The sequence below is a fragment of the Sodalis sp. RH14 genome (assembly GCF_047324285.1).
GTDB lineage: Bacteria > Pseudomonadota > Gammaproteobacteria > Enterobacterales > Enterobacteriaceae > Acerihabitans.
Map to the genome: position 1 here is coordinate 4,600,585 of NZ_CP178739.1, position 20,253 is coordinate 4,620,837.

Annotated in this window: 11 protein-coding genes, 1 tRNA gene and 3 rRNA genes; 9 read left to right on the forward strand and 6 right to left on the reverse strand. The window is 52.4% G+C overall.

Going from position 1 to position 20,253, the window contains the following annotated elements; genetic code table 11:
• Positions 1-71 precede the first annotated feature (71 nt).
• The 3 genes from pssA (at position 72) to ACL2XQ_RS20995 (ending at position 2,599) form a co-directional block, all read left to right on the forward strand.
• Complete coding sequence (gene pssA, locus ACL2XQ_RS20985; RefSeq protein ID WP_413739644.1) at positions 72-1,427, forward strand: CDP-diacylglycerol--serine O-phosphatidyltransferase; 1,356 nt, start codon at positions 72-74, stop codon at positions 1,425-1,427.
• 157 nt (positions 1,428-1,584) lie between these two features.
• A complete protein-coding gene (locus ACL2XQ_RS20990; protein ID WP_410013746.1) occupies positions 1,585-1,953 on the forward strand; it encodes a YfiM family lipoprotein in 369 nt (122 codons plus the stop codon).
• A gap of 166 nt (positions 1,954-2,119) precedes the next feature.
• Positions 2,120-2,599: an N-acetyltransferase family protein gene (locus tag ACL2XQ_RS20995; RefSeq protein WP_413721319.1), complete on the forward strand. Its 480-nt coding sequence runs from the start codon at positions 2,120-2,122 to the stop codon at positions 2,597-2,599.
• 356 nt (positions 2,600-2,955) lie between these two features.
• Here ACL2XQ_RS20995 and rrf read toward each other — a convergent pair.
• The 5 genes from rrf to gmhB form a co-directional block, all read right to left on the reverse strand.
• A 5S ribosomal RNA gene (gene rrf, locus ACL2XQ_RS21000) occupies positions 2,956-3,071 on the reverse strand.
• 125 nt (positions 3,072-3,196) lie between these two features.
• A 23S ribosomal RNA gene (locus ACL2XQ_RS21005) occupies positions 3,197-6,110 on the reverse strand.
• Between the two features lie 345 nt (positions 6,111-6,455).
• Positions 6,456-6,531 (reverse strand) — tRNA-Glu (locus ACL2XQ_RS21010).
• A 229-nt stretch (positions 6,532-6,760) separates the two neighbouring features.
• Positions 6,761-8,303: ribosomal RNA gene (locus tag ACL2XQ_RS21015) — 16S ribosomal RNA — on the reverse strand.
• The 16S, 23S and 5S rRNA genes sit together here with 1 tRNA gene alongside, the layout of an rRNA operon.
• 349 nt (positions 8,304-8,652) lie before the next feature.
• The gene (gene gmhB / locus ACL2XQ_RS21020; protein WP_410013744.1) at positions 8,653-9,225 is read right to left on the reverse strand and encodes a D-glycero-beta-D-manno-heptose 1,7-bisphosphate 7-phosphatase; all 573 of its coding nucleotides are present in this window, start codon (positions 9,223-9,225) and stop codon (positions 8,653-8,655) included.
• 188 nt (positions 9,226-9,413) lie between these two features.
• Between gmhB and metN the strand changes: the two genes are divergently transcribed.
• The 6 genes from metN to proS all read left to right on the forward strand — a co-directional run bounded on the left by metN (position 9,414) and on the right by proS (position 15,126).
• Positions 9,414-10,445, forward strand: coding sequence for a methionine ABC transporter ATP-binding protein MetN (metN, locus tag ACL2XQ_RS21025; RefSeq protein WP_410013743.1), 1,032 nt, complete (start codon positions 9,414-9,416; stop codon positions 10,443-10,445).
• On the forward strand, positions 10,438-11,091 hold the full coding sequence (locus tag ACL2XQ_RS21030; RefSeq protein WP_410013742.1) for a methionine ABC transporter permease MetI: 654 nt from the start codon (positions 10,438-10,440) through the stop codon (positions 11,089-11,091). Before metN ends, ACL2XQ_RS21030 begins: the two co-directional genes overlap by 8 nt.
• A 64-nt stretch (positions 11,092-11,155) precedes the next feature.
• Complete coding sequence (locus ACL2XQ_RS21035) at positions 11,156-11,971, forward strand: MetQ/NlpA family lipoprotein (protein ID WP_410013741.1); 816 nt, start codon at positions 11,156-11,158, stop codon at positions 11,969-11,971.
• A 116-nt stretch (positions 11,972-12,087) separates the two neighbouring features.
• Positions 12,088-12,498: an Rcs stress response system protein RcsF gene (gene rcsF, locus ACL2XQ_RS21040; protein WP_410013740.1), complete on the forward strand. Its 411-nt coding sequence runs from the start codon at positions 12,088-12,090 to the stop codon at positions 12,496-12,498.
• Positions 12,495-13,229, forward strand: a complete 735-nt coding sequence (gene tsaA / locus ACL2XQ_RS21045; protein WP_410013739.1) for a tRNA (N6-threonylcarbamoyladenosine(37)-N6)-methyltransferase TrmO — start codon at positions 12,495-12,497, stop codon at positions 13,227-13,229. Before rcsF ends, tsaA begins: the two co-directional genes overlap by 4 nt.
• Before the next feature lie 169 nt (positions 13,230-13,398).
• A complete protein-coding gene (gene proS, locus ACL2XQ_RS21050) occupies positions 13,399-15,126 on the forward strand; it encodes a proline--tRNA ligase (RefSeq protein WP_413727761.1) in 1,728 nt (575 codons plus the stop codon).
• A 76-nt stretch (positions 15,127-15,202) separates the two neighbouring features.
• On the opposite strand, the gene ACL2XQ_RS21055 is transcribed toward proS, so the two are convergent.
• Entirely contained in the window at positions 15,203-20,245 is a 5,043-nt protein-coding gene (locus tag ACL2XQ_RS21055) for a hypothetical protein (RefSeq protein WP_413739645.1), read from the reverse strand.
• Between the last annotated feature and the right edge of the window lie 8 nt (positions 20,246-20,253).

A 20,253-nucleotide genomic window follows, 5' to 3' on the forward strand; every position in this document is an offset into this window, starting at 1 on the left:
CGATTCCACACATTTGTGTTTTTGCATATGGTCATTCCACCATACGATGACAAGAGAAGAAGCGCACTGTGATGTTGTCAAACTTTAGACGTACCAAACACCAACAACACCTTGCACAACTGCCCAAAATTCCCCAGACGGTTGCTGACGTACAAACGCTGTACAGTCCTGAAGATTTCCGTATCGCCTTGCTTAACGCCATTGCGGGTGCCAAGAAGCGTATTTATCTGGTGGCGCTGTATCTTGAGCAGGATGAAGGTGGCGAGGCTGTGCTCTCGGCCCTCTACCAGGCCCGCGAGCTGCGGCCGGAGCTTGAGATCTGTGTGCTGGTCGACTGGCATCGCGCGCAGCGTGGGCGCATAGGCGCGGCGGCGGTAAACACCAACGCCGACTGGTATTGCCGCATGGCGCAGGATCATCCCGGCACGTCGGTACCGGTGTACGGCGTACCGGTCAATACCCGCGAAGCCCTGGGCGTATTGCATCTCAAAGGCTTCATTATCGACGATACCGTTATTTACAGCGGCGCCAGCCTGAACGATGTCTACCTGCATCAGTTGGATAAATACCGCTACGATCGTTATCAACTGATCCACAACCCTCAGCTTGCCGAGTGCATGCTGGGTTATATTAAGCGGCACCTGCTGACGGCGCCCGCGGTCAACCGGCTGGATAATCCCGCTCGTCCCAAAAGTATTGAAATCAAAAACGATACGCGCATGTTCCGCCAGTCTTTGCGCGATGCCGATTATGCCTGCAACGGCTCGGCCGGCGATGGCGAACTGACCATCACGCCCCTGGTGGGATTAGGCAAGCAAAGTCCGCTGAATAAAACCATTCATCACCTGATGTCGTGCGCCGACAGTAAACTGACCCTGTGCACCCCCTATTTTAATATGCCGGCGCTGCTGGTGCGCAATATCATTTCTCTGCTGCGCCAGAACAGGCAGGTGGAAATCATCGTCGGCGATAAAACGGCCAATGATTTTTATATTCCCGAAGATCAGCCGTTTAAGATTATCGGCGCCTTGCCTTATTTATATGAAATCAACCTGCGCCGTTTTCTCGGAAGGTTGCAGCGTTATGTGGACAATGGGCAACTGGTGGTCAGGTTATGGAAAGACGGCGATAATACCTATCACCTCAAAGGCATGTGGGTTGACGACGAATGGCAGTTATTGACCGGCAATAACCTTAATCCCCGCGCCTGGCGCCTGGATCTGGAAAACGCGCTGTTAATCCACGACCCGAAGGGCGAACTGCGTGCGCAGCGCGAGCATGAACTCGAACTTATCCGTACCCATACCATAGTGGTCACGCACTATACCGAGTTGCAAGGTATCGGCGACTATCCGGTCAAAGTACGCAAGCTGATCCGCCGGCTGCGGCGTATCCGTATCGATCGCCTTATCAGCCGTATTTTATAGATTCGCCCTTGGGCACACAGGAATGTCATTCCGGCATCATCGCGGTTTTCCACCGGCGGCCTCCTTGAAAGGACCCGCCGGAGACAAACCGGCGCCGTCGGTTCAGGGATGCCGTAGTGTCCGCCAGGCCCACGGTTTGAACCAGCGGAACGCAACCATGTCAAAAAGCCCCAGGCAGCCATTTCATCACGTCAGTCATCTCGCTTGTCGCACGGTTATTATTCTTCCGCTGATTTTTTGCAGCGCCTGCGCCCATATGGCGCAGGACAACTGGACAGGGCGCGATAAAACAGCGCATTTTATCTCTTCCGCCACACTGGCCTATGCGGGTAGCGCGGTGGCGGAACACCAAAATGCCTCCCCGGCCCGCAGCCGCAATATCGGGTTTGCCTTCGCCCTTTCGCTGGGCGCGCTGAAGGAAACGTTCGACAGCCGCGCCGCCGGCAGCGGCTGGAGCTGGAAGGACTTCGCCTGGGATGTGGCGGGGGCTTCGGCGGGTTATAGTCTGTATTATCTCAATAAATGATTAACTAAAATAACTGTATACTCAATAACCGAGGATATTGCCGTATGCTAACAGGCCAAGACGTTGCATCTGGACCTGTTCCCAGCAATTTTCGTCTGCGCGGAGCGCAAATTAAGACTTCTATTATGATAAGTTCATATTTGGATTAATCCGCAGGGAGGCATAGATGTCGCGACATGAAACGCCAGACAATTTACCTGGCGAAAATCATGATAAAATACGTGTCCGGTTGGCCAAGATCACGGATATCGATACTATTTTTGCTATTCGCTTAAGCGTAAGAGAGAACCAGATCTCACGCGCTCGGCTTACGGAAATGGGAATTACTGCTGTTGCCATCAGGGACGCGATTCTTGCCTCCCCCTGCGTCTGGATTGCCGAGATAGGGCAAATTCCTGCTGGTTTTTCTATGGCCTGCACCGCTGAAGCAAGCGTATTTGCCCTGTTCATACGCCCTGAATTTGAAGGGCTTGGACTAGGCCGCGTTCTGCTGGCCAACGCCGAATCCTATCTTTTCAAGCACCATCAAAAAATATGGCTGGTAACAGACGGCAACAGCCGCGCCAGCGGTTTTTATCGCCAGCTCGGGTGGCACCCTAAGGAATACTTAGCGGATGGTGATATTCGATTTGAGAAGTCAGTTTAATGTCTATTATACATTCAAATTACCTCGCCACGGTAAACTAAGCGCTTTCCAGATCATCGTGGGCCGTCGCCTGCGGCTCCGTTCCACCGGCGTTGCCGGGGGTCCTACTCTCTTACTCCAGTAGCGAACCGCCAGGGTCACGCACATGAAAAAGCCCTCTGTTTTCACAGAGGGCTTCGTCAATTGGATGCCTGGCAGTTGATGCCTGACTGCGTCAGGCACCCTGCGGGCCGTCGCCTGCGGCTCCGTTCCACCGGCGTTGCCGGGGGTCCTACTCTCTTACTCGAGTAGCGAACCGCCAGGGTTACGCATATGAAAAAGCCCTCTGTTTTCACAGAGGGCTTCGTCAATTGGATGCCTGGCAGTTCCCTACTCTCGCATGGGGAGACCCCACACTACCATCGGCGCTACGGCGTTTCACTGCTGAGTTCGGCATGGGGTCAGGTGGGACCACCGCGCTAGTGCCGCCAGGCAAATTCGTTACCGTCCGCCGCATATCCTTCTATGCCACGTCCGTTTATCCGGAACAATCGCTGAAAATTCTCTCGCCACCCCTGGGGGCAACGCTCTCTTCGCGTCAAACACTTTAGGTGTTGTAAGGTTAAGCCTCACGGGTCATTAGTATCGGTTAGCTCAACGCATCGCTGCGCTTACACACCCGACCTATCAACGTCATCGTCTTTAACGTCCCTTCAGGTGGCTTAAAGCCACAGGGAAGACTCATCTCGAGGCAAGTTTCCCGCTTAGATGCTTTCAGCGGTTATCTCTTCCGCACGTAGCTACCGGGCAATGCCATTGGCATGACAACCCGAACACCAGTGGTGCGTCCACTCCGGTCCTCTCGTACTAGGAGCAGCCCCTCTCAATCTTCCAACGCCCACGGCAGATAGGGACCGAACTGTCTCACGACGTTCTAAACCCAGCTCGCGTACCACTTTAAATGGCGAACAGCCATACCCTTGGGACCTACTTCAGCCCCAGGATGTGATGAGCCGACATCGAGGTGCCAAACACCGCCGTCGATATGAACTCTTGGGCGGTATCAGCCTGTTATCCCCGGAGTACCTTTTATCCGTTGAGCGATGGCCCTTCCATTCAGAACCACCGGATCACTAAGACCTGCTTTCGCACCTGCTCGAGCCGTCACTCTCGCAGTCAAGCTAGCTTATGCCTTTGCACTAACCTCACGATGTCCGACCGTGATTAGCTAACCTTCGTGCTCCTCCGTTACTCTTTAGGAGGAGACCGCCCCAGTCAAACTACCCACCAGACACTGTCCTCGACCCAGATTATGGGCCGGAGTTAGAACATCAAACATTAAAGGGTGGTATTTCAAGGTTGGCTCCATGCAGACTGGCGTCCACACTTCAAAGCCTCCCACCTATCCTACACATCAAGGCTCAATGTTCAGTGTCAAGCTATAGTAAAGGTTCACGGGGTCTTTCCGTCTTGCCGCGGGTACACTGCATCTTCACAGCGAGTTCAATTTCACTGAGTCTCGGGTGGAGACAGCCTGGCCATCATTACGCCATTCGTGCAGGTCGGAACTTACCCGACAAGGAATTTCGCTACCTTAGGACCGTTATAGTTACGGCCGCCGTTTACCGGGGCTTCGATCAAGAGCTTCTCCTTGCGGATAACCCCATCAATTAACCTTCCGGCACCGGGCAGGCGTCACACCGTATACGTCCACTTTCGTGTTTGCACAGTGCTGTGTTTTTAATAAACAGTTGCAGCCAGCTGGTATCTGCGACTGGCTTCAGCTCGGGGAGCAAGTCCCTCCACCTAATGCCAGCGTGCCTTCTCCCGAAGTTACGGCACCATTTTGCCTAGTTCCTTCACCCGAGTTCTCTCAAGCGCCTTGGTATTCTCTACCTGACCACCTGTGTCGGTTTGGGGTACGATTCGATGTGACCTGGAGCTTAGAGGCTTTTCCTGGAAGCGTAGCATCAATTCCTTCACCACCGTAGTGGCTCGTTATCACGCCTCAGTGTTGAATAAAAAAGCGGATTTACCTGCCTTTTCCACCTTCACGCTTAAACCGGGACAACCGTCGCCCGGCGAACCTAGCTTTCTCCGTCCCCCCTTCGCAGTCACACCCAGTACAGGAATATTAACCTGTTTCCCATCGACTACGCCTTTCGGCCTCGCCTTAGGGGTCGACTCACCCTGCCCCGATTAACGTTGGACAGGAACCCTTGGTCTTCCGGCGAGCGGGCTTTTCACCCGCTTTATCGTTACTTATGTCAGCATTCGCACTTCTGATACCTCCAGCAGCCCTCACAGGCCACCTTCGCAGGCTTACAGAACGCTCCCCTACCCAACAATACCCGAAGGTATCGCTGCCGCAGCTTCGGTGCATGGTTTAGCCCCGTTACATCTTCCGCGCAGGCCGACTCGACCAGTGAGCTATTACGCTTTCTTTAAATGATGGCTGCTTCTAAGCCAACATCCTGGCTGTCTATGCCTTCCCACATCGTTTCCCACTTAACCATGACTTTGGGACCTTAGCTGGCGGTCTGGGTTGTTTCCCTCTTCACGACGGACGTTAGCACCCGCCGTGTGTCTCCCGTGGTAACATTCTTCGGTATTCGCAGTTTGCATCGGGTTGGTAATCCGGGGTGGACCCCTAGCCGAAACAGTGCTCTACCCCCGAAGATGAATTCACGAGGCGCTACCTAAATAGCTTTCGGGGAGAACCAGCTATCTCCCGGTTTGATTGGCCTTTCACCCCCAGCCACAAGTCATCCGCTAATTTTTCAACATTAGTCGGTTCGGTCCTCCAGTTAGTGTTACCCAACCTTCAACCTGCCCATGGCTAGATCACCGGGTTTCGGGTCTATACCCTGCAACTTAACGCCCAGTTAAGACTCGGTTTCCCTACGGCTCCCCTATTCGGTTAACCTTGCTACAGAATATAAGTCGCTGACCCATTATACAAAAGGTACGCAGTCACCCTGATAAATCAAGGCTCCCACTGCTTGTACGTACACGGTTTCAGGTTCTATTTCACTCCCCTCGCCGGGGTTCTTTTCGCCTTTCCCTCACGGTACTGGTTCACTATCGGTCAGTCAGGAGTATTTAGCCTTGGAGGATGGTCCCCCCATCTTCAGACAGGATATCACGTGTCCCGCCCTACTCATCGAGCTCACAGCACTTGCACCTTCGGATACGGGGCTATCACCCTGTGTTGCCGGACTTTCCAGACCGTTCTCCTGATGCAAACGCTGATGGTGACTCTGGGCTGTTCCCCGTTCGCTCGCCGCTACTAGGGGAATCTCGGTTGATTTCTTTTCCTCGGGGTACTGAGATGTTTCAGTTCCCCCGGTTCGCCTCAATACGCTATGGATTCACGTAATGATAGTGCAACGAATTGCACTGGGTTTCCCCATTCGGACATCGCCGGCTGATAGCGCTTCATATCAGCTCACCGGCGCATTTCGCGGATTAGCACGTCCTTCATCGCCTCTGACTGCCTAGGCATCCACCGTGTACGCTTATTCACTTAACCTCACAACCCTAAAGTGTCTGTGTTGCGACTGGCTGCACACTGCCATGGCATCGTTGCGCGGTGCTCGCCATGCTCATGGACATTGAGTCCACTCCGCTGGCTGCGCGCCGTGCGCCTTGCCCTGACACTGTTCGCACAGTCTCACCCTGGTGAGAGTAAACCCTCTCCTGGGCTACAGAGATTGCCATCGACACGGCAATCATTAGGTTTGCTTGCTTTGAGAGAATCGCATACTGATTTTGCTCAGCATGTTTTTTTCAAATTTTCAGCTTGTTCCGGATTGTTAAAGAGCATGTATTTCGCAGCATACTCATAAGAGTGTGCTCTGAAATAGACAGCGGGATATGGCGTCCCCTAGGGGGTTCGAACCCCTGTTACCGCCGTGAAAGGGCAGTGTCCTAGGCCACTAGACGAAGGGGACACGGAAAATGCTTGCAACGCGCCGCGTTGCTTTTCCGTGTAAGGCGAAACTTTCATTAATGAAAGTAAGCGACCTCTTTCTAGTCGAACAACGCATCGCGTTGCTCTCCTATCATCGGACGATGCCTTGCACGTGCGAAGCCGAGCTTCACGTGTAAACCATACGAGCTGTTTGCTCATTACAGTTATCAGACAATCTGTGTGGACACTTCACATTACGTATCTTTCGGTAAGGAGGTGATCCAACCGCAGGTTCCCCTACGGTTACCTTGTTACGACTTCACCCCAGTCATGAATCACAAAGTGGTAAGCGCCCTCCCGAAGGTTAAGCTACCTACTTCTTTTGCAACCCACTCCCATGGTGTGACGGGCGGTGTGTACAAGGCCCGGGAACGTATTCACCGTGGCATTCTGATCCACGATTACTAGCGATTCCGACTTCATGGAGTCGAGTTGCAGACTCCAATCCGGACTACGACGCACTTTGTGAGGTCCGCTTACTCTCGCGAGTTCGCTTCTCTTTGTATGCGCCATTGTAGCACGTGTGTAGCCCTACTCGTAAGGGCCATGATGACTTGACGTCATCCCCACCTTCCTCCGGTTTGTCACCGGCAGTCTCCTTTGAGTTCCCACCATTACGTGCTGGCAACAAAGGATAAGGGTTGCGCTCGTTGCGGGACTTAACCCAACATTTCACAACACGAGCTGACGACAGCCATGCAGCACCTGTCTCAGAGTTCCCGAAGGCACAACCTCATCTCTGAAGTCTTCTCTGGATGTCAAGAGTAGGTAAGGTTCTTCGCGTTGCATCGAATTAAACCACATGCTCCACCGCTTGTGCGGGCCCCCGTCAATTCATTTGAGTTTTAACCTTGCGGCCGTACTCCCCAGGCGGTCGATTTAACGCGTTAGCTCCGAAAGCCACGGCTCAAGGCCACAACCTTCAAATCGACATCGTTTACAGCGTGGACTACCAGGGTATCTAATCCTGTTTGCTCCCCACGCTTTCGTACCTGAGCGTCAGTCTTCGTCCAGGGGGCCGCCTTCGCCACCGGTATTCCTCCAGATCTCTACGCATTTCACCGCTACACCTGGAATTCTACCCCCCTCTACGAGACTCTAGCCTGCCAGTTTCAAATGCAGTTCCCGGGTTAAGCCCGGGGATTTCACATCTGACTTAACAGACCGCCTGCGTACGCTTTACGCCCAGTAATTCCGATTAACGCTCGCACCCTCCGTATTACCGCGGCTGCTGGCACGGAGTTAGCCGGTGCTTCTTCTGCGGGTAACGTCAATCGACAAGGTTATTAACCTTATCGCCTTCCTCCCCGCTGAAAGTGCTTTACAACCCGAAGGCCTTCTTCACACACGCGGCATGGCTGCATCAGGCTTGCGCCCATTGTGCAATATTCCCCACTGCTGCCTCCCGTAGGAGTCTGGACCGTGTCTCAGTTCCAGTGTGGCTGGTCATCCTCTCAGACCAGCTAGGGATCGTCGCCTAGGTGAGCCATTACCTCACCTACTAGCTAATCCCATCTGGGTTCATCCGATGGCGTGAGGCCCGAAGGTCCCCCACTTTGGTCTTGCGACGTTATGCGGTATTAGCTACCGTTTCCAGTAGTTATCCCCCACCATCAGGCAGATCCCCAGACATTACTCACCCGTCCGCCGCTCGCCGGCAAAGTAGCAAGCTACTTCCCGCTGCCGCTCGACTTGCATGTGTTAGGCCTGCCGCCAGCGTTCAATCTGAGCCATGATCAAACTCTTCAATTAAAAGCTTGATGCTCAAAGATTGTCATACTGTTAATCTTATGAATTAACTGTTTGTTCACTCTTCAAGACTTGGTATTTTTGTGTTTCGATACGGTCTTGTGAGTGCCCACACAGATTGTCTGATAAATTGTTAAAGAGCAGTGCGCCGCTGTAATCAGTCTGGCGCGAGGTGGCGTATATTACGCTTTCCTCTTTCAGTGTCAAGCCCGTTCGGCCTGTCTTCTGACTCGTTTCCGGTAGACTGTGATACTGCTCACGTTACCGGTCGATGGAGGCGCATTATAGGGGGGTACGGAAAAATGGCAAGTAAAAAAAACGTCATTTTAACCGACCGGTTAAAATCTAACCGTTATGCACCTTTTGCATGCTGTTTAATGGCAGCCGGTAGTTGCGCAAGACTGTCTATCACCCAATCCGCCAGGGCCTGGGCCTTTTCGTCCAGCGGCTTGCCGCTGCGCACCAGCACTTTGGCGCCGACGCCCGCGGCTTGCCCCGCCAGCATGTCTTCGGCCTTATCACCTACTATATAGGAGGCCGCCATATCGATATTCAGGAACTGCTGCGCATCGAGCAGCATGCCGGGTTTGGGTTTGCGGCAGTCGCAATCCTGGCGGTATTCCCCTTCCACGCCGTCGGGATGATGCGGGCAGAAATAGATGCCGTCCAATTCCACGTCGCGATCGGCCAGCGACCAATCCATCCACTCGGTTAGGCGCATAAACTGATCTTCGGTAAATTTACCCCGTGCAATACCGGACTGGTTCGTCACCACCACCAGGGCGAATCCCATGGTTTTCAATTCCCGCATGGCATCGATAACACCGTCGATAAATTGAAATTCATCGATCTCATGTACATAACCGTGATCGACATTAATGGTACCATCGCGGTCTAAAAATATAGCTGGGACAGGCTGTGTCACTGATTGGCTCCTGACAACATAAACGGCGCCCAGTATCGCATGTTTTATCGGGCGAAGAGAAACGGAGAAAATGAAACCCAGTTGACTTAGCCGTCTAGACGCCCTAACATCCACGCACGCTGATATCTGCGGATATCGTAAAGGTGCCATTTATTCTCGCAACAGGTAACCAGTAACCCTAAAAAAGCATGATCACACTCTCTCATATTACCAAGCAATATTCGCAGGGCGCCCTGACTATTAATGCCCTGTCGGATGTTTCCCTGCACGTTGCGCCAGGTCAGATTTATGGCGTTATCGGCGCTTCCGGCGCCGGTAAAAGCACGCTTATCCGTTGCGTAAATTTATTGGAACGTCCCACCAGGGGTACGGTGCTGGTCGATGGTAAAGATCTTACCAACCTGCCTGAGCGTCAGCTTATTGCCGCCCGCCGGCAAATCGGCATGATATTTCAGCATTTTAATTTGCTGTCCTCGCGCACCGTGTCCGGCAATATCGCCCTGCCGCTGGAATTGGATAAATTATCCAGGCGCGATATCACCGCGCGGGTCAATGAGCTGCTGACCCTGGTCGGGCTTGAGGATAAGGCCGACGCCTATCCGGCCAACCTGTCCGGCGGCCAGAAACAGCGGGTCGCCATTGCCCGGGCGCTGGCCAGCAACCCCAAGGTGCTGCTGTGCGATGAAGCCACCAGCGCCCTGGATCCGGCCACCACCCGTTCTATTTTGGCTTTGCTGAAGGATATCAATCGCCGCCTCGGCCTGACCATTTTGTTAATTACGCATGAAATGGACGTGGTGAAGCGCATCTGCGATCAGGTGGCGGTAATAAGCCAGGGTGAATTGATCGAACAGGACACCGTGAGCGAAATGTTTTCGCATCCCAAAACGCCGCTGGCCCAGCAATTCATCAAGTCCACCCTGCATCTGGATATACCGGACGACTATCGCGAGCGCATGACCGACGCGCCGTCGGCGGGTAAAATCCCCATTCTGCAGCTGGAGTTTACCGGCCAGTCGGTGGATGCGCCGTTATTATCCGAGGCCGCCCGGCGTTTTAACGTCAACAATAATATAATCAGCGCGCAGATGGATTATGCCGGTGGGGTTAAGTTCGGCATTATGCTGACGGAAATGGCCGGGGATGAACAAAATTCCCGTGACGCCATCGCCTTTTTGCAGCAGCAGCACGTTAAAGTAGAGGTACTGGGTTATGTCTGAAGCCATGGTGGCGTTATTCGCCAAGGGAATCTGGGAAACACTGATGATGACATTTGTCTCCGGTTTCCTGGGGTTCGTCGTGGGACTGCCCATCGGCGTATTGCTGTATATCAGCCGGCCCGGGCAGATTATCGAAAACGGCAAGGTCTATCGCACAACCTCGGCGCTGGTGAATATCTTTCGCTCCATTCCTTTTATTATCCTGCTGGTGTGGATGATCCCCTTTACCCGCATGATTGTCGGCACGTCAATCGGCCTGCAGGCGGCGATTGTCCCATTGACCGTCGGCGCCGCTCCGTTTATCGCCCGCATGGTGGAGAACGCCCTGCTGGAGATCCCGGCCGGCCTGATTGAAGCCTCGCGCGCCATGGGCGCCACGCCGCTGCAGATTATCCGCAAGGTTCTGTTGCCGGAAGCGCTGCCTGGCCTGGTGAACGCCGCCACCATCACGCTTATCACCCTGGTGGGCTATTCCGCCATGGGGGGGGCGGTGGGCGCCGGCGGCCTGGGTCAAATCGGTATCCAGTACGGGTATATCGGTTATAACGCGACCATCATGAATATTGTCTTGGCGTTATTAGTTATCCTGGTGTTTTTAATACAAATCGGCGGCGATAGAATCGTCAAAGCCGTTACCCATAAATAGTCAATAATGAAACTGCCATTCCGGCGTTTCATTGCGGCAACTTTATCCACAAGAGGAAAGGGATATGTTTTCTAAAATAAAAACTCTGGCTACCGTCAGCGCGTTGATCGGTTCCCTGGCATTGGCAGGCTGCGGGCAGGAAGAAAAAGATCCAAACCATATCAAGGTCGGCGTGATTGTCGGCGCGGAACAGCAGGTTGCCGAAGTGGCGCAAAAAGTGGCGAAGGAAAAATATGGTCTGGATGTCGAGCTGGTCACCTTCAACGATTACGTGCTGCCTAACGAAGCGCTGAGCAAAGGCGATATCGACGCCAATGCCTTCCAGCACAAACCTTATCTTGATCAGCAAATCAAGGATCGCGGTTATAAGCTAACGCCCGTGGGCAATACCTTTGTGTATCCGATTGCCGGTTATTCAAAACAAATCAAATCCCTGGATGAACTGAAGCCAGGCTCACAGGTAGCCCTGCCCAATGACCCGACCAATCTGGGCCGTTCCTTGCTGCTGCTGCAGAAAGTGGGCCTGATCACCCTTAAGGACGGCGTCGGCCTGCAGCCAACCGCGCTGGATGTGGTCGGCAACCCGAAAAACCTGAAACTGGTTGAACTGGAAGCGCCGCAATTGCCGCGCTCCCTGGACGATCAGCAAATTGCCCTGGCGATTATCAACACCACCTATGCCAGCCAGATTGGCTTGACCCCGGCGAAAGACGGCCTGTTCGTGGAAGATAAGGAATCTCCCTACGTCAATCTGATCGTGGCCCGCGAAGATAATAAAAATGCCGAAAATGTAAAAAAATTCGTGCAGGCATATGAATCCGATGAAGTTAACGATGCCGCCAATAAAGTCTTCAATGGCGGCGCCGTTAAGGGCTGGTAATCTTTATACATTAATAACGTGCGTTTTTGACCAGACGGGCTACGGCCCGTCTTGTTATTTATGCCGTAGATTGATTCAATAGCGCCGTTGAAATAAAAATAATCAGAGGAAAATGTATGCGTGCTTTACCTGGATGTATTTTGGTGCTCTCGTTGACGGGGTGTGCATGGGTCCATACGCCCCCATCGTCCACGACGACCCAGGCCGCACCCGTCTCTCCGTTCAAGAGCGCGCCGCCCGCCCACAAGGCCCCCGCGCGCCCGCAGCCGGCCAAACTGTATAAATCCGCCGAAGAGCTGGTCGGTAAACCGTTCCGCGATCTGGGCGAAGTGTATGGCTCCACCTGCCAGGTGAGCTTGCAGGATCCACCGCCAAGCCTGCCCGCGGCGCGCAAGGAAATGCAGATGCGCGCGGCGTATATGAAGGGCAACGCGGTATTGCTGCACCAGTGTGAAACGGTGCGGGCGGTGGCGGGATGCTATCAGCAGGCCGTTTGCCAGGGCACGGCGTTGAAAGTTTCGCAATGAGCGCATACGCCCTGCGGCAAATCGGCGTAATCCATTCGCCCTATAAAGAAAAATTTGCCGTTCCCCGCCAGCCGGGACTGGTGCCGGACGGTACCGGCGAACTGCGGCTGCTGGCGCCCTATAACCAGCCGGACGCCGTGCGCGGGCTGGAGGCGTTCAGCCATATCTGGCTGCTGTTTATCTTTCACCAAACGATGGAACAGGGCTGGCATCCTACGGTGCGCCCCCCGCGCTTGGGCGGCAATAGCCGTATCGGCGTGTTTGCCACTCGTTCAACGTTTCGCCCCAACCCCATAGGTATGTCCCTGGTGGCGCTGCGCGGTATCCGCCTTCAGGGCGCGGAAGTGATACTGGAACTGGGCAGCCTGGATTTGGTGGACGGCACGCCGGTGGTGGACATCAAACCCTATCTGCCCTATGCCGAAAGCATCCCCGGGGCGCGGGCCGGTTTCGCCCTGCATCCTCCCGCGGCTTCGATGGCGGTAACCTTTACCACAGCGGCGGAGCATCGTCTGGCCGCGCTGGCGGGCCGTTATCCCCACTTGCGCCGGTTCCTCACCGATGTGCTGGCGCAGGATCCGCGCCCAGCCTATCGCCGGGATCGCGACGGCGAGCGCACCTACGCGGCGCTGTTGCTGACCTTTAATGTCAGCTGGCGTGTCTTGGGCGAGGTGACCGAAGTGCTGTCGATCGAGGATTATCCCGGCGCCGCGGCAGGCGAGAGCCGGTAATCAGCGGCCGTCGCCGGCGAACGCATACCGGCCGCGGACAGGTTTTTGCGATTTTTCCATTTGCTCTCTTTTGGCCGCCCGCCTGCACTGGTAAACTGATTCACTTTTGATACTTTGCTGCCGATAAGCAGCCTGTGGCATTAAGCCGTTCTTGTGGAACCCAACTATCATGCGTACTACTCAATATCTGCTCTCCACCCTTAAGGAGACCCCCGCCGACGCCGAGGTTATCAGCCATCAGCTGATGCTACGCGCCGGGATGATCCGCAAGCTGGCATCCGGCCTGTATACCTGGCTGCCCACCGGCCTGCGGGTACTGCGAAAAGTCGAAGCCATCGTGCGTGAAGAGATGAACAACGCCGGCGCCATTGAGGTTTCCATGCCGGTGGTGCAACCGGCGGATCTATGGCAGGAGAGCGGACGCTGGGAACAGTACGGGCCGGAATTGCTGCGTTTTGTCGATCGCGGGGATCGTCCGTTCGTGCTCGGCCCCACCCATGAGGAAGTGATTACCGATCTGGTGCGCAATGAAATCAGTTCGTACAAACAGCTGCCGCTGAATTTTTTCCAGATCCAGACCAAATTCCGCGACGAAGTACGCCCGCGTTTTGGCGTGATGCGCGCGCGCGAATTTTTGATGAAGGACGCCTACTCGTTCCATACCAGCCAGGAATCCCTGCAGGCGACTTACGACGCCATGTACCAAGCCTACAGCGCCATTTTCAATCGTATCGGCCTGAACTTCCGCGCCGTACAGGCGGATACCGGTTCCATCGGCGGCAACGCCTCCCATGAGTTCCAGGTGCTGGCCGACAGCGGCGAGGACGATATTGTTTTCGCCAGCGGTTCGGACTACGCCGCCAATATCGAACTGGCCGAAGCGGTTGCCCCGTCCCATCCGCGCGCGCAGCCGGCTGAAGAGCTGCGCCTGGTGGACACGCCCAACGCCAAGACCATTAATGAACTGGTGGAACAATTCAACCTGCCGGTGAGCAAAACCGTCAAGACGCTGATCGTTCACGGCGATAACGAGGCGGGCCACGCGCTGGTCGCACTGCTGATACGCGGCGATCATCAGCTTAATGAAATCAAGGCGGAGAAACTGCCGCAGGTGGCAAGCCCTCTTGAGTTCGCCAGCGAAGAAGAAATTCGCGCGGCCGTCGGCGCCGGCCCCGGTTCTCTCGGGCCGGTCAACCTGCCGATTCCGCTGGTGATTGACCGCAGCGTGGCGGCGATGAGCGATTTCAGCGCCGGCGCCAATACCGACGGCAAGCATTATTTCGGCATTAACTGGGAACGGGATCTGCCGCTGGCGGAAACCGCCGATCTGCGCAAAGTCGTGGAAGGCGATGCCAGCCCGGACGGCAAGGGCACGCTGCAGATTAAGCGCGGCATTGAAGTCGGCCATATTTTTCAACTGGGCGCCAAATATTCCCAGGCGATGAATGCCACCGTTCAGGGCGAGGACGGCCGTAACCAAACCTTGACCATGGGCTGCTACGGTATCGGCATTTCCCGGGTGGTCGCGGCGGCGATTGAGCAAAACCACGATGAGCGCGGCATCCTCTGGCCAGAAGCCATTGCTCCGTTCCAGGTCGCCATCCTGCCGATGAACATGCATAAATCCTTCCGGGTCAAGGATGCGGCGGAAGGCATCTATAACGCGTTGCGCGCCAAAGGCATCGACGTATTGCTCGACGATCGCAAGGAGCGCCCGGGCGTCATGTTCGCCGATATGGAGCTGATTGGCATACCGCACACCATTGTTATCGGCGACCGCAATCTCGACAGCGAAGAGATTGAATATAAACACCGCCGGATTGGCGAAAAGCAGATGATGAAAATCAGCGCTATCGTCGACTATCTGGTGGCTGAAATCAGCAACGCCGGCCGTTAAGCCGGTAATCCGCCCACTATCCGGCCGGCAATATGCCGGCCGTTTTTTCCGATCGCCGGATTAAACCCGCCATCTGTTAATCATTGTGAATGAGATTGATCAATATCCAGCTTTTTTGCAGGATGCCCGGGTCACCATAGATAAAGTTGCGGCTGTTCGATTTTACCGGTCTAATATCCAGATGATCCTTGGCGCCAAGCTTAATGGTTTCGGTATATTTATTAACTTCGGTGGCAATAAAAAAAGCGATCTCTCCCTGGTCGGAAAATATTTCGCTTGGAATATTCCTTTGCAACATCACCAGCCTTTCCCTGTTTTCCAGCAGTGTGATGACCACCCTTGGCGTTGACGGCAAAGGGGACATTGTCGAACCGTTATTTTCACCATCATCGGGCCCGCCGGGGCGGTCAACGATTAACGTCTCATTCATTTGCAAAGCGAGCCGCCCTACTTGTTCCACCAACAGGGAATGCCCTAATCCGATATCATCGCGCGTATCGGTACGCCTTCCGCCTGTTTCGCTAAAATGAACATAGTGCGCGGGCTGAATGGGATCAAGCCTGGGTTCGTCGGTGGTCATATCGATTTGCAGGCTGAAATCAGACCTTAACCAGGAATTTAGATAAAAATGAAAATGCGAGAAATCAAATCCCATGCTTAAAATATCCTGATCTCTGACGCCCGCCATAATGGGAAAGAAAGCAGATTTTTCCTTGAAAAAATTAGCCAGTAAAAGTGGCCATAATGTCTTGCGATGGCATTCACTACCCAGGCGGATGAGATATTCTCTCAAATGATCTTTATCGTCCGTTAAAGAGATATAAATATTGCTCTTGCTCAGCAGATTCCTGGAAACAACGATCGAGGGGAGCTGCCGGAAGGTGTCCAGCGACGGCAGGACATCCCGCCAATGCAGCGGATGGCGTAAATCTTGTCCGTCCACGACGAGAGTCCCCGCCGGCATCTCCTTATATTCCCGCGACAAAATATAGGCATCCAGGGCGTTGCTCATAGTCCGGCTGCCATAAAAAATGGTCAGCATGGCGGCGATAAGCGTTTCCTCATCCCCGGTGGGGTTTGCCAGCAAGCTGGCCTGATAAAGGGATTCCGCCGTCATCAGGCCGGGATAATAAGCCATCAGCGTTTGCGCGCCGATTTCTTTCCTGAGAAAATGCAGCACATCAATTACCACCATGCCGAAGGGAATGTTTTCACTAACCGCCCTGCTGTGGCGCTGGAATGGCAAATTTCCAATGAGGCTAAGAGCGTCCTCGATGAAATCATGGATACGCCGGTGCCAGCGCTCGTTATCCCGCCGCCGTTCAATACCGCAGCCACGCTGCGGCTTAAACATAACTCCCGTCCCCCGATTACGCGATTTACTGTCGGTAATCACCCCGCGATAACTTTCTACCGTGGCACCCAGCCTGTCGGCCATAATCTGCGCGGAAGAGCGCCGTCCCCCTAACGCGCCAAAGCACGAGATCAGCTCGATATGGCTAATAGGCTGATCCGGGTGCAGCGAGCGATGTAACCCAAGAATAATATTTGATAGTTCAACGGCGTCGTAATGATTGATGGAAGCCAGGGCGCCATGGGCCTTTATTTCCATTTGCAGGCTATTTAGCCCGTTGCGAACGTAGTCAATACGACCATCAGGCCCTAATAATGCTGAAATCCGGTTTTTTTCTAAATTACCCTCTCCGACCACAACCTTAAAGGATTTTTGATCATTAATCCTTCTGCCGTTAGTGATATCCCCTATCTCTTGCGAAGAAACTATCCTCTGATCACTCCTCAGCATATTATTGATATAATCATTGTTAAGTCCCGCAAAACGATCGTCCCCCAAGCTGACCATCATATGAAAATCTTTATCATCGGTATAAAAAACCAACAACTTTCCGGCAGCCACATTGGCAAGCTGAGCGTTATTGTCAATATACTTATCTATAACCATAAATTTATTGAGCTTTATTATTGATATCCTATTACCATCCATTTTTCCGATCATTAGCCTTGCCAAACGTTCCAGCGCATCGGCTTGCTGAGGTACGAGATGTTTAGCGGCAATTAAAATTTCCAGTGCAAAACGGATGCTGGTTTTTTCGTTGGAACTTTTAGCGCTAAGTTCTTTGGCAATATCCATGATACTTTTGCTTGTCGGGCTTGAGTGCGGAAAATCCCCTTTTTCAACCATAAAGCTTTTACATTGGTTATAAGTAACTAACACATCGTCCTTGAAATGTCCCAATTGCTCAGTAATCAAAATGCATTTTTCATCACTGAGTTCCGCATCCAGCAGGCTATTATTCATCCCGGTAAACCTGCCGTTACCCACGCTGAGCATCAGATGTGAGATTGAACTGTCTTGAAGATTAGTAAAACGAACCAGTTTTCCCGGTTCAATACGCAGCATGTCGCTATAAGTCCTGATCTGAAAGGGATGTGGTATAATCTCAAGCATCGCTTCTGGGGAGTTTTTTTTATATGCTGCCAATAAATTATCCTTCTGATTAAGCGTGAGCTGTCCGGCTTTTTGCATAACCGATATAATAAATTCATAACTGTTTTTAGACGTTTGATCTTTGATAATGGATTTACGTATTTTTTTTTGCAGCAATAACTGTTGTTCCACGCCATCATAATGCGATAAAAAAGTTGAAAACGTTATCGGCGTAGCCGGCTGCAGCAATTCACTGAAACCCGGCGGCGACAATAATAATTGTTCATTGTCGCGGCTAATCATAAAACTTTCCTGATAATCTTGAGCCAGTTGTTCCGTAGCGAAGTCTTTATAAGTGATCAAAGCGGCGGAACCGGAATTTTTAAAGCTCAGGGTCCATTTATCCTCAGTTAAAATCGCTACATCTTCGATGTTAGGCAGTTTTATAAACCGTAAATTTTCAGCATTAGGCTCAAGTAGATAATCTATATTTTTATATTTAGCGGCCAACAAGTAATGGCGAATAACTTCACTATTTATAATTGGGTCGAAAATAAATAGTGCGCGATAACGGACATTATAAAATCCATGATTAATGGCAAAGCGTTCCACTCCTTTTAATGCTTGTTTTAAATTCCCTTCAAATTTGAATCGATTGCAATAACGACGAAACTTTAAGGCTAAATTATCATCATAACTGAAAATTTCCTTGTCTAACGTCGATGTTGATACCACATTATAATCCTCAACATACAAGGTGGCGGACCTGCCATTCTTTAATATCAGTTGCTGGTTATTCATTATGAAGGCGTCGCCGCCAACTTCTTGCCACTGCGAGGCGGAAAGAGAGTGATCCAATTTTTGCAGTCCAAAGCCGGCAAATCTGTCGTTACCTAGACTAAGCAATAATAGCGTCAATTTATTGGTTAAATTATCCACTACCGCAACTTTATAGCCAGGGGGAATGAAACGCAATGACTCCCTTTCGCGTAAAATTATTTTTGGACTAGAACTCTCATCCCAAAAATAAAGTTCATTGGCAAATTGATAGGTTTCATCATCTATCCGGCGACATAGCTGAAACACTTGCAGCATCGCCTTAATGTTGTTATTTCCCAGGATATTTGAACGACCTTTTTCCTCATTTACCAGCGCTTTAACCAACATGACCATACGATCGCGTGTTTCCCCTTTGGTAAAAGTCTCGGCCACCTGTGTGGCGGTGGTGGCGGACTTTAACAATTCACCGATCCTGCCCGCCTGCTCGTGCAGTAATGCGTATCCCTGGCTACCATAGGATTTTATCACGCCATAGATATCCGCCGCGCCGGTTATGCCGGTAACCACTATGCTTAACAAGGCTGATTCCCAGCCCTTCTGGCGCCTTTGCGCGTCCTGTTCGCGGGCGGCGCTTTGCAGTTGCAGAACACTACCGGCACCCGCCAGCATATCGCCCAGTATCATGGCGGCGCAGCCCGCAGGTGAACCGCCGCTGAAAAACAGCGCCAGCAGAGAAATGGCATTGCTTGCAGCCAGTAAACGCCGTTGTGTCACGTCATCAGGGCCGGCGTCGTTTGGATTGGTTGAAACCAGAGCATTATAACCAATATGCTCGTCCAGTTTTTCCATATCCAAATGTCTTAAACGTTCCCAAATATTGACCTGATTGATCAACACGATAGTGGATTCTAAAATACAGGCAGGCTTATTCAACCTTGGTGTCAGACTGGTTGATTCTAGCCATGCTTTATGTTGAATCGAGAGGTGCCCGGCGATAAAGTGCTTTAATGCGGTGGATGCGTCGTCAGGAGTCCAAAGATAAATTCTGCCCGTTGCCAGGGAGATAAATAACCCGCCTGTTGGCTCGGCGATAGCGACAATGCCCGGAACAGTGAACCGGCCTTCAGGGGTAGCCACACTGATCAGCCGCTCGGCTATCAGTCCATCCATCCAGCGATCAATCATATTTCGTAAATCACGATCCGCGTCGCTGGCCATAAATGGGAACAACGCCGCGACCAACCGGTTTTTAGCCATAGTAATATAAGCGGCGCTGATATCCGTACTAGCACCAAAGTATTCAAGCAACCGTTCTAGCTCAGCCGTCAGGGTGATGGCGTCACCATTAATAATAAATTCCAGATAGGAAAGAAAATTTTCCTTATCAGATCCCAAAATGGTAGTTTTAATAATGATATAATCATTATCTTCTTTTGCATGATTACCTATATTTAATATGGCGTTAGAGAATTCCTTCAGCAACAGCTGCCGGACACTATAGATCCCTTCTTTTATATGCGTTGTCGGCTGCATGCCTTTGCGGTCGTGTTTCATAAAAAGAATAAGCAGGGAGGTTTTTCTGGAAAGTTGATGCGCCGTCAGGGACATGCCATATTTTCTCTGTACCAGGTCACTTAACATCATATCAACAAAATTCAGGGTCACGTTATCACGTGCCGCCGGAAACTCTTGGGAAACACCGAATGTATGCAGCCATTGATTACGTTCCAGCATCATGTGGTGTCGGGACATGTTATTTCGGTTGGGATTCGGGTTAACAGGCGCCAAATCGGGTAGATAAGGATAATGTCCATCTGCTGTCGGTTTATCCATGGCCGCGTTCATCTGAGAATATGTATTTATTTTTTCACGCAACGTCCGCCAATACGCCATGTGCTCTT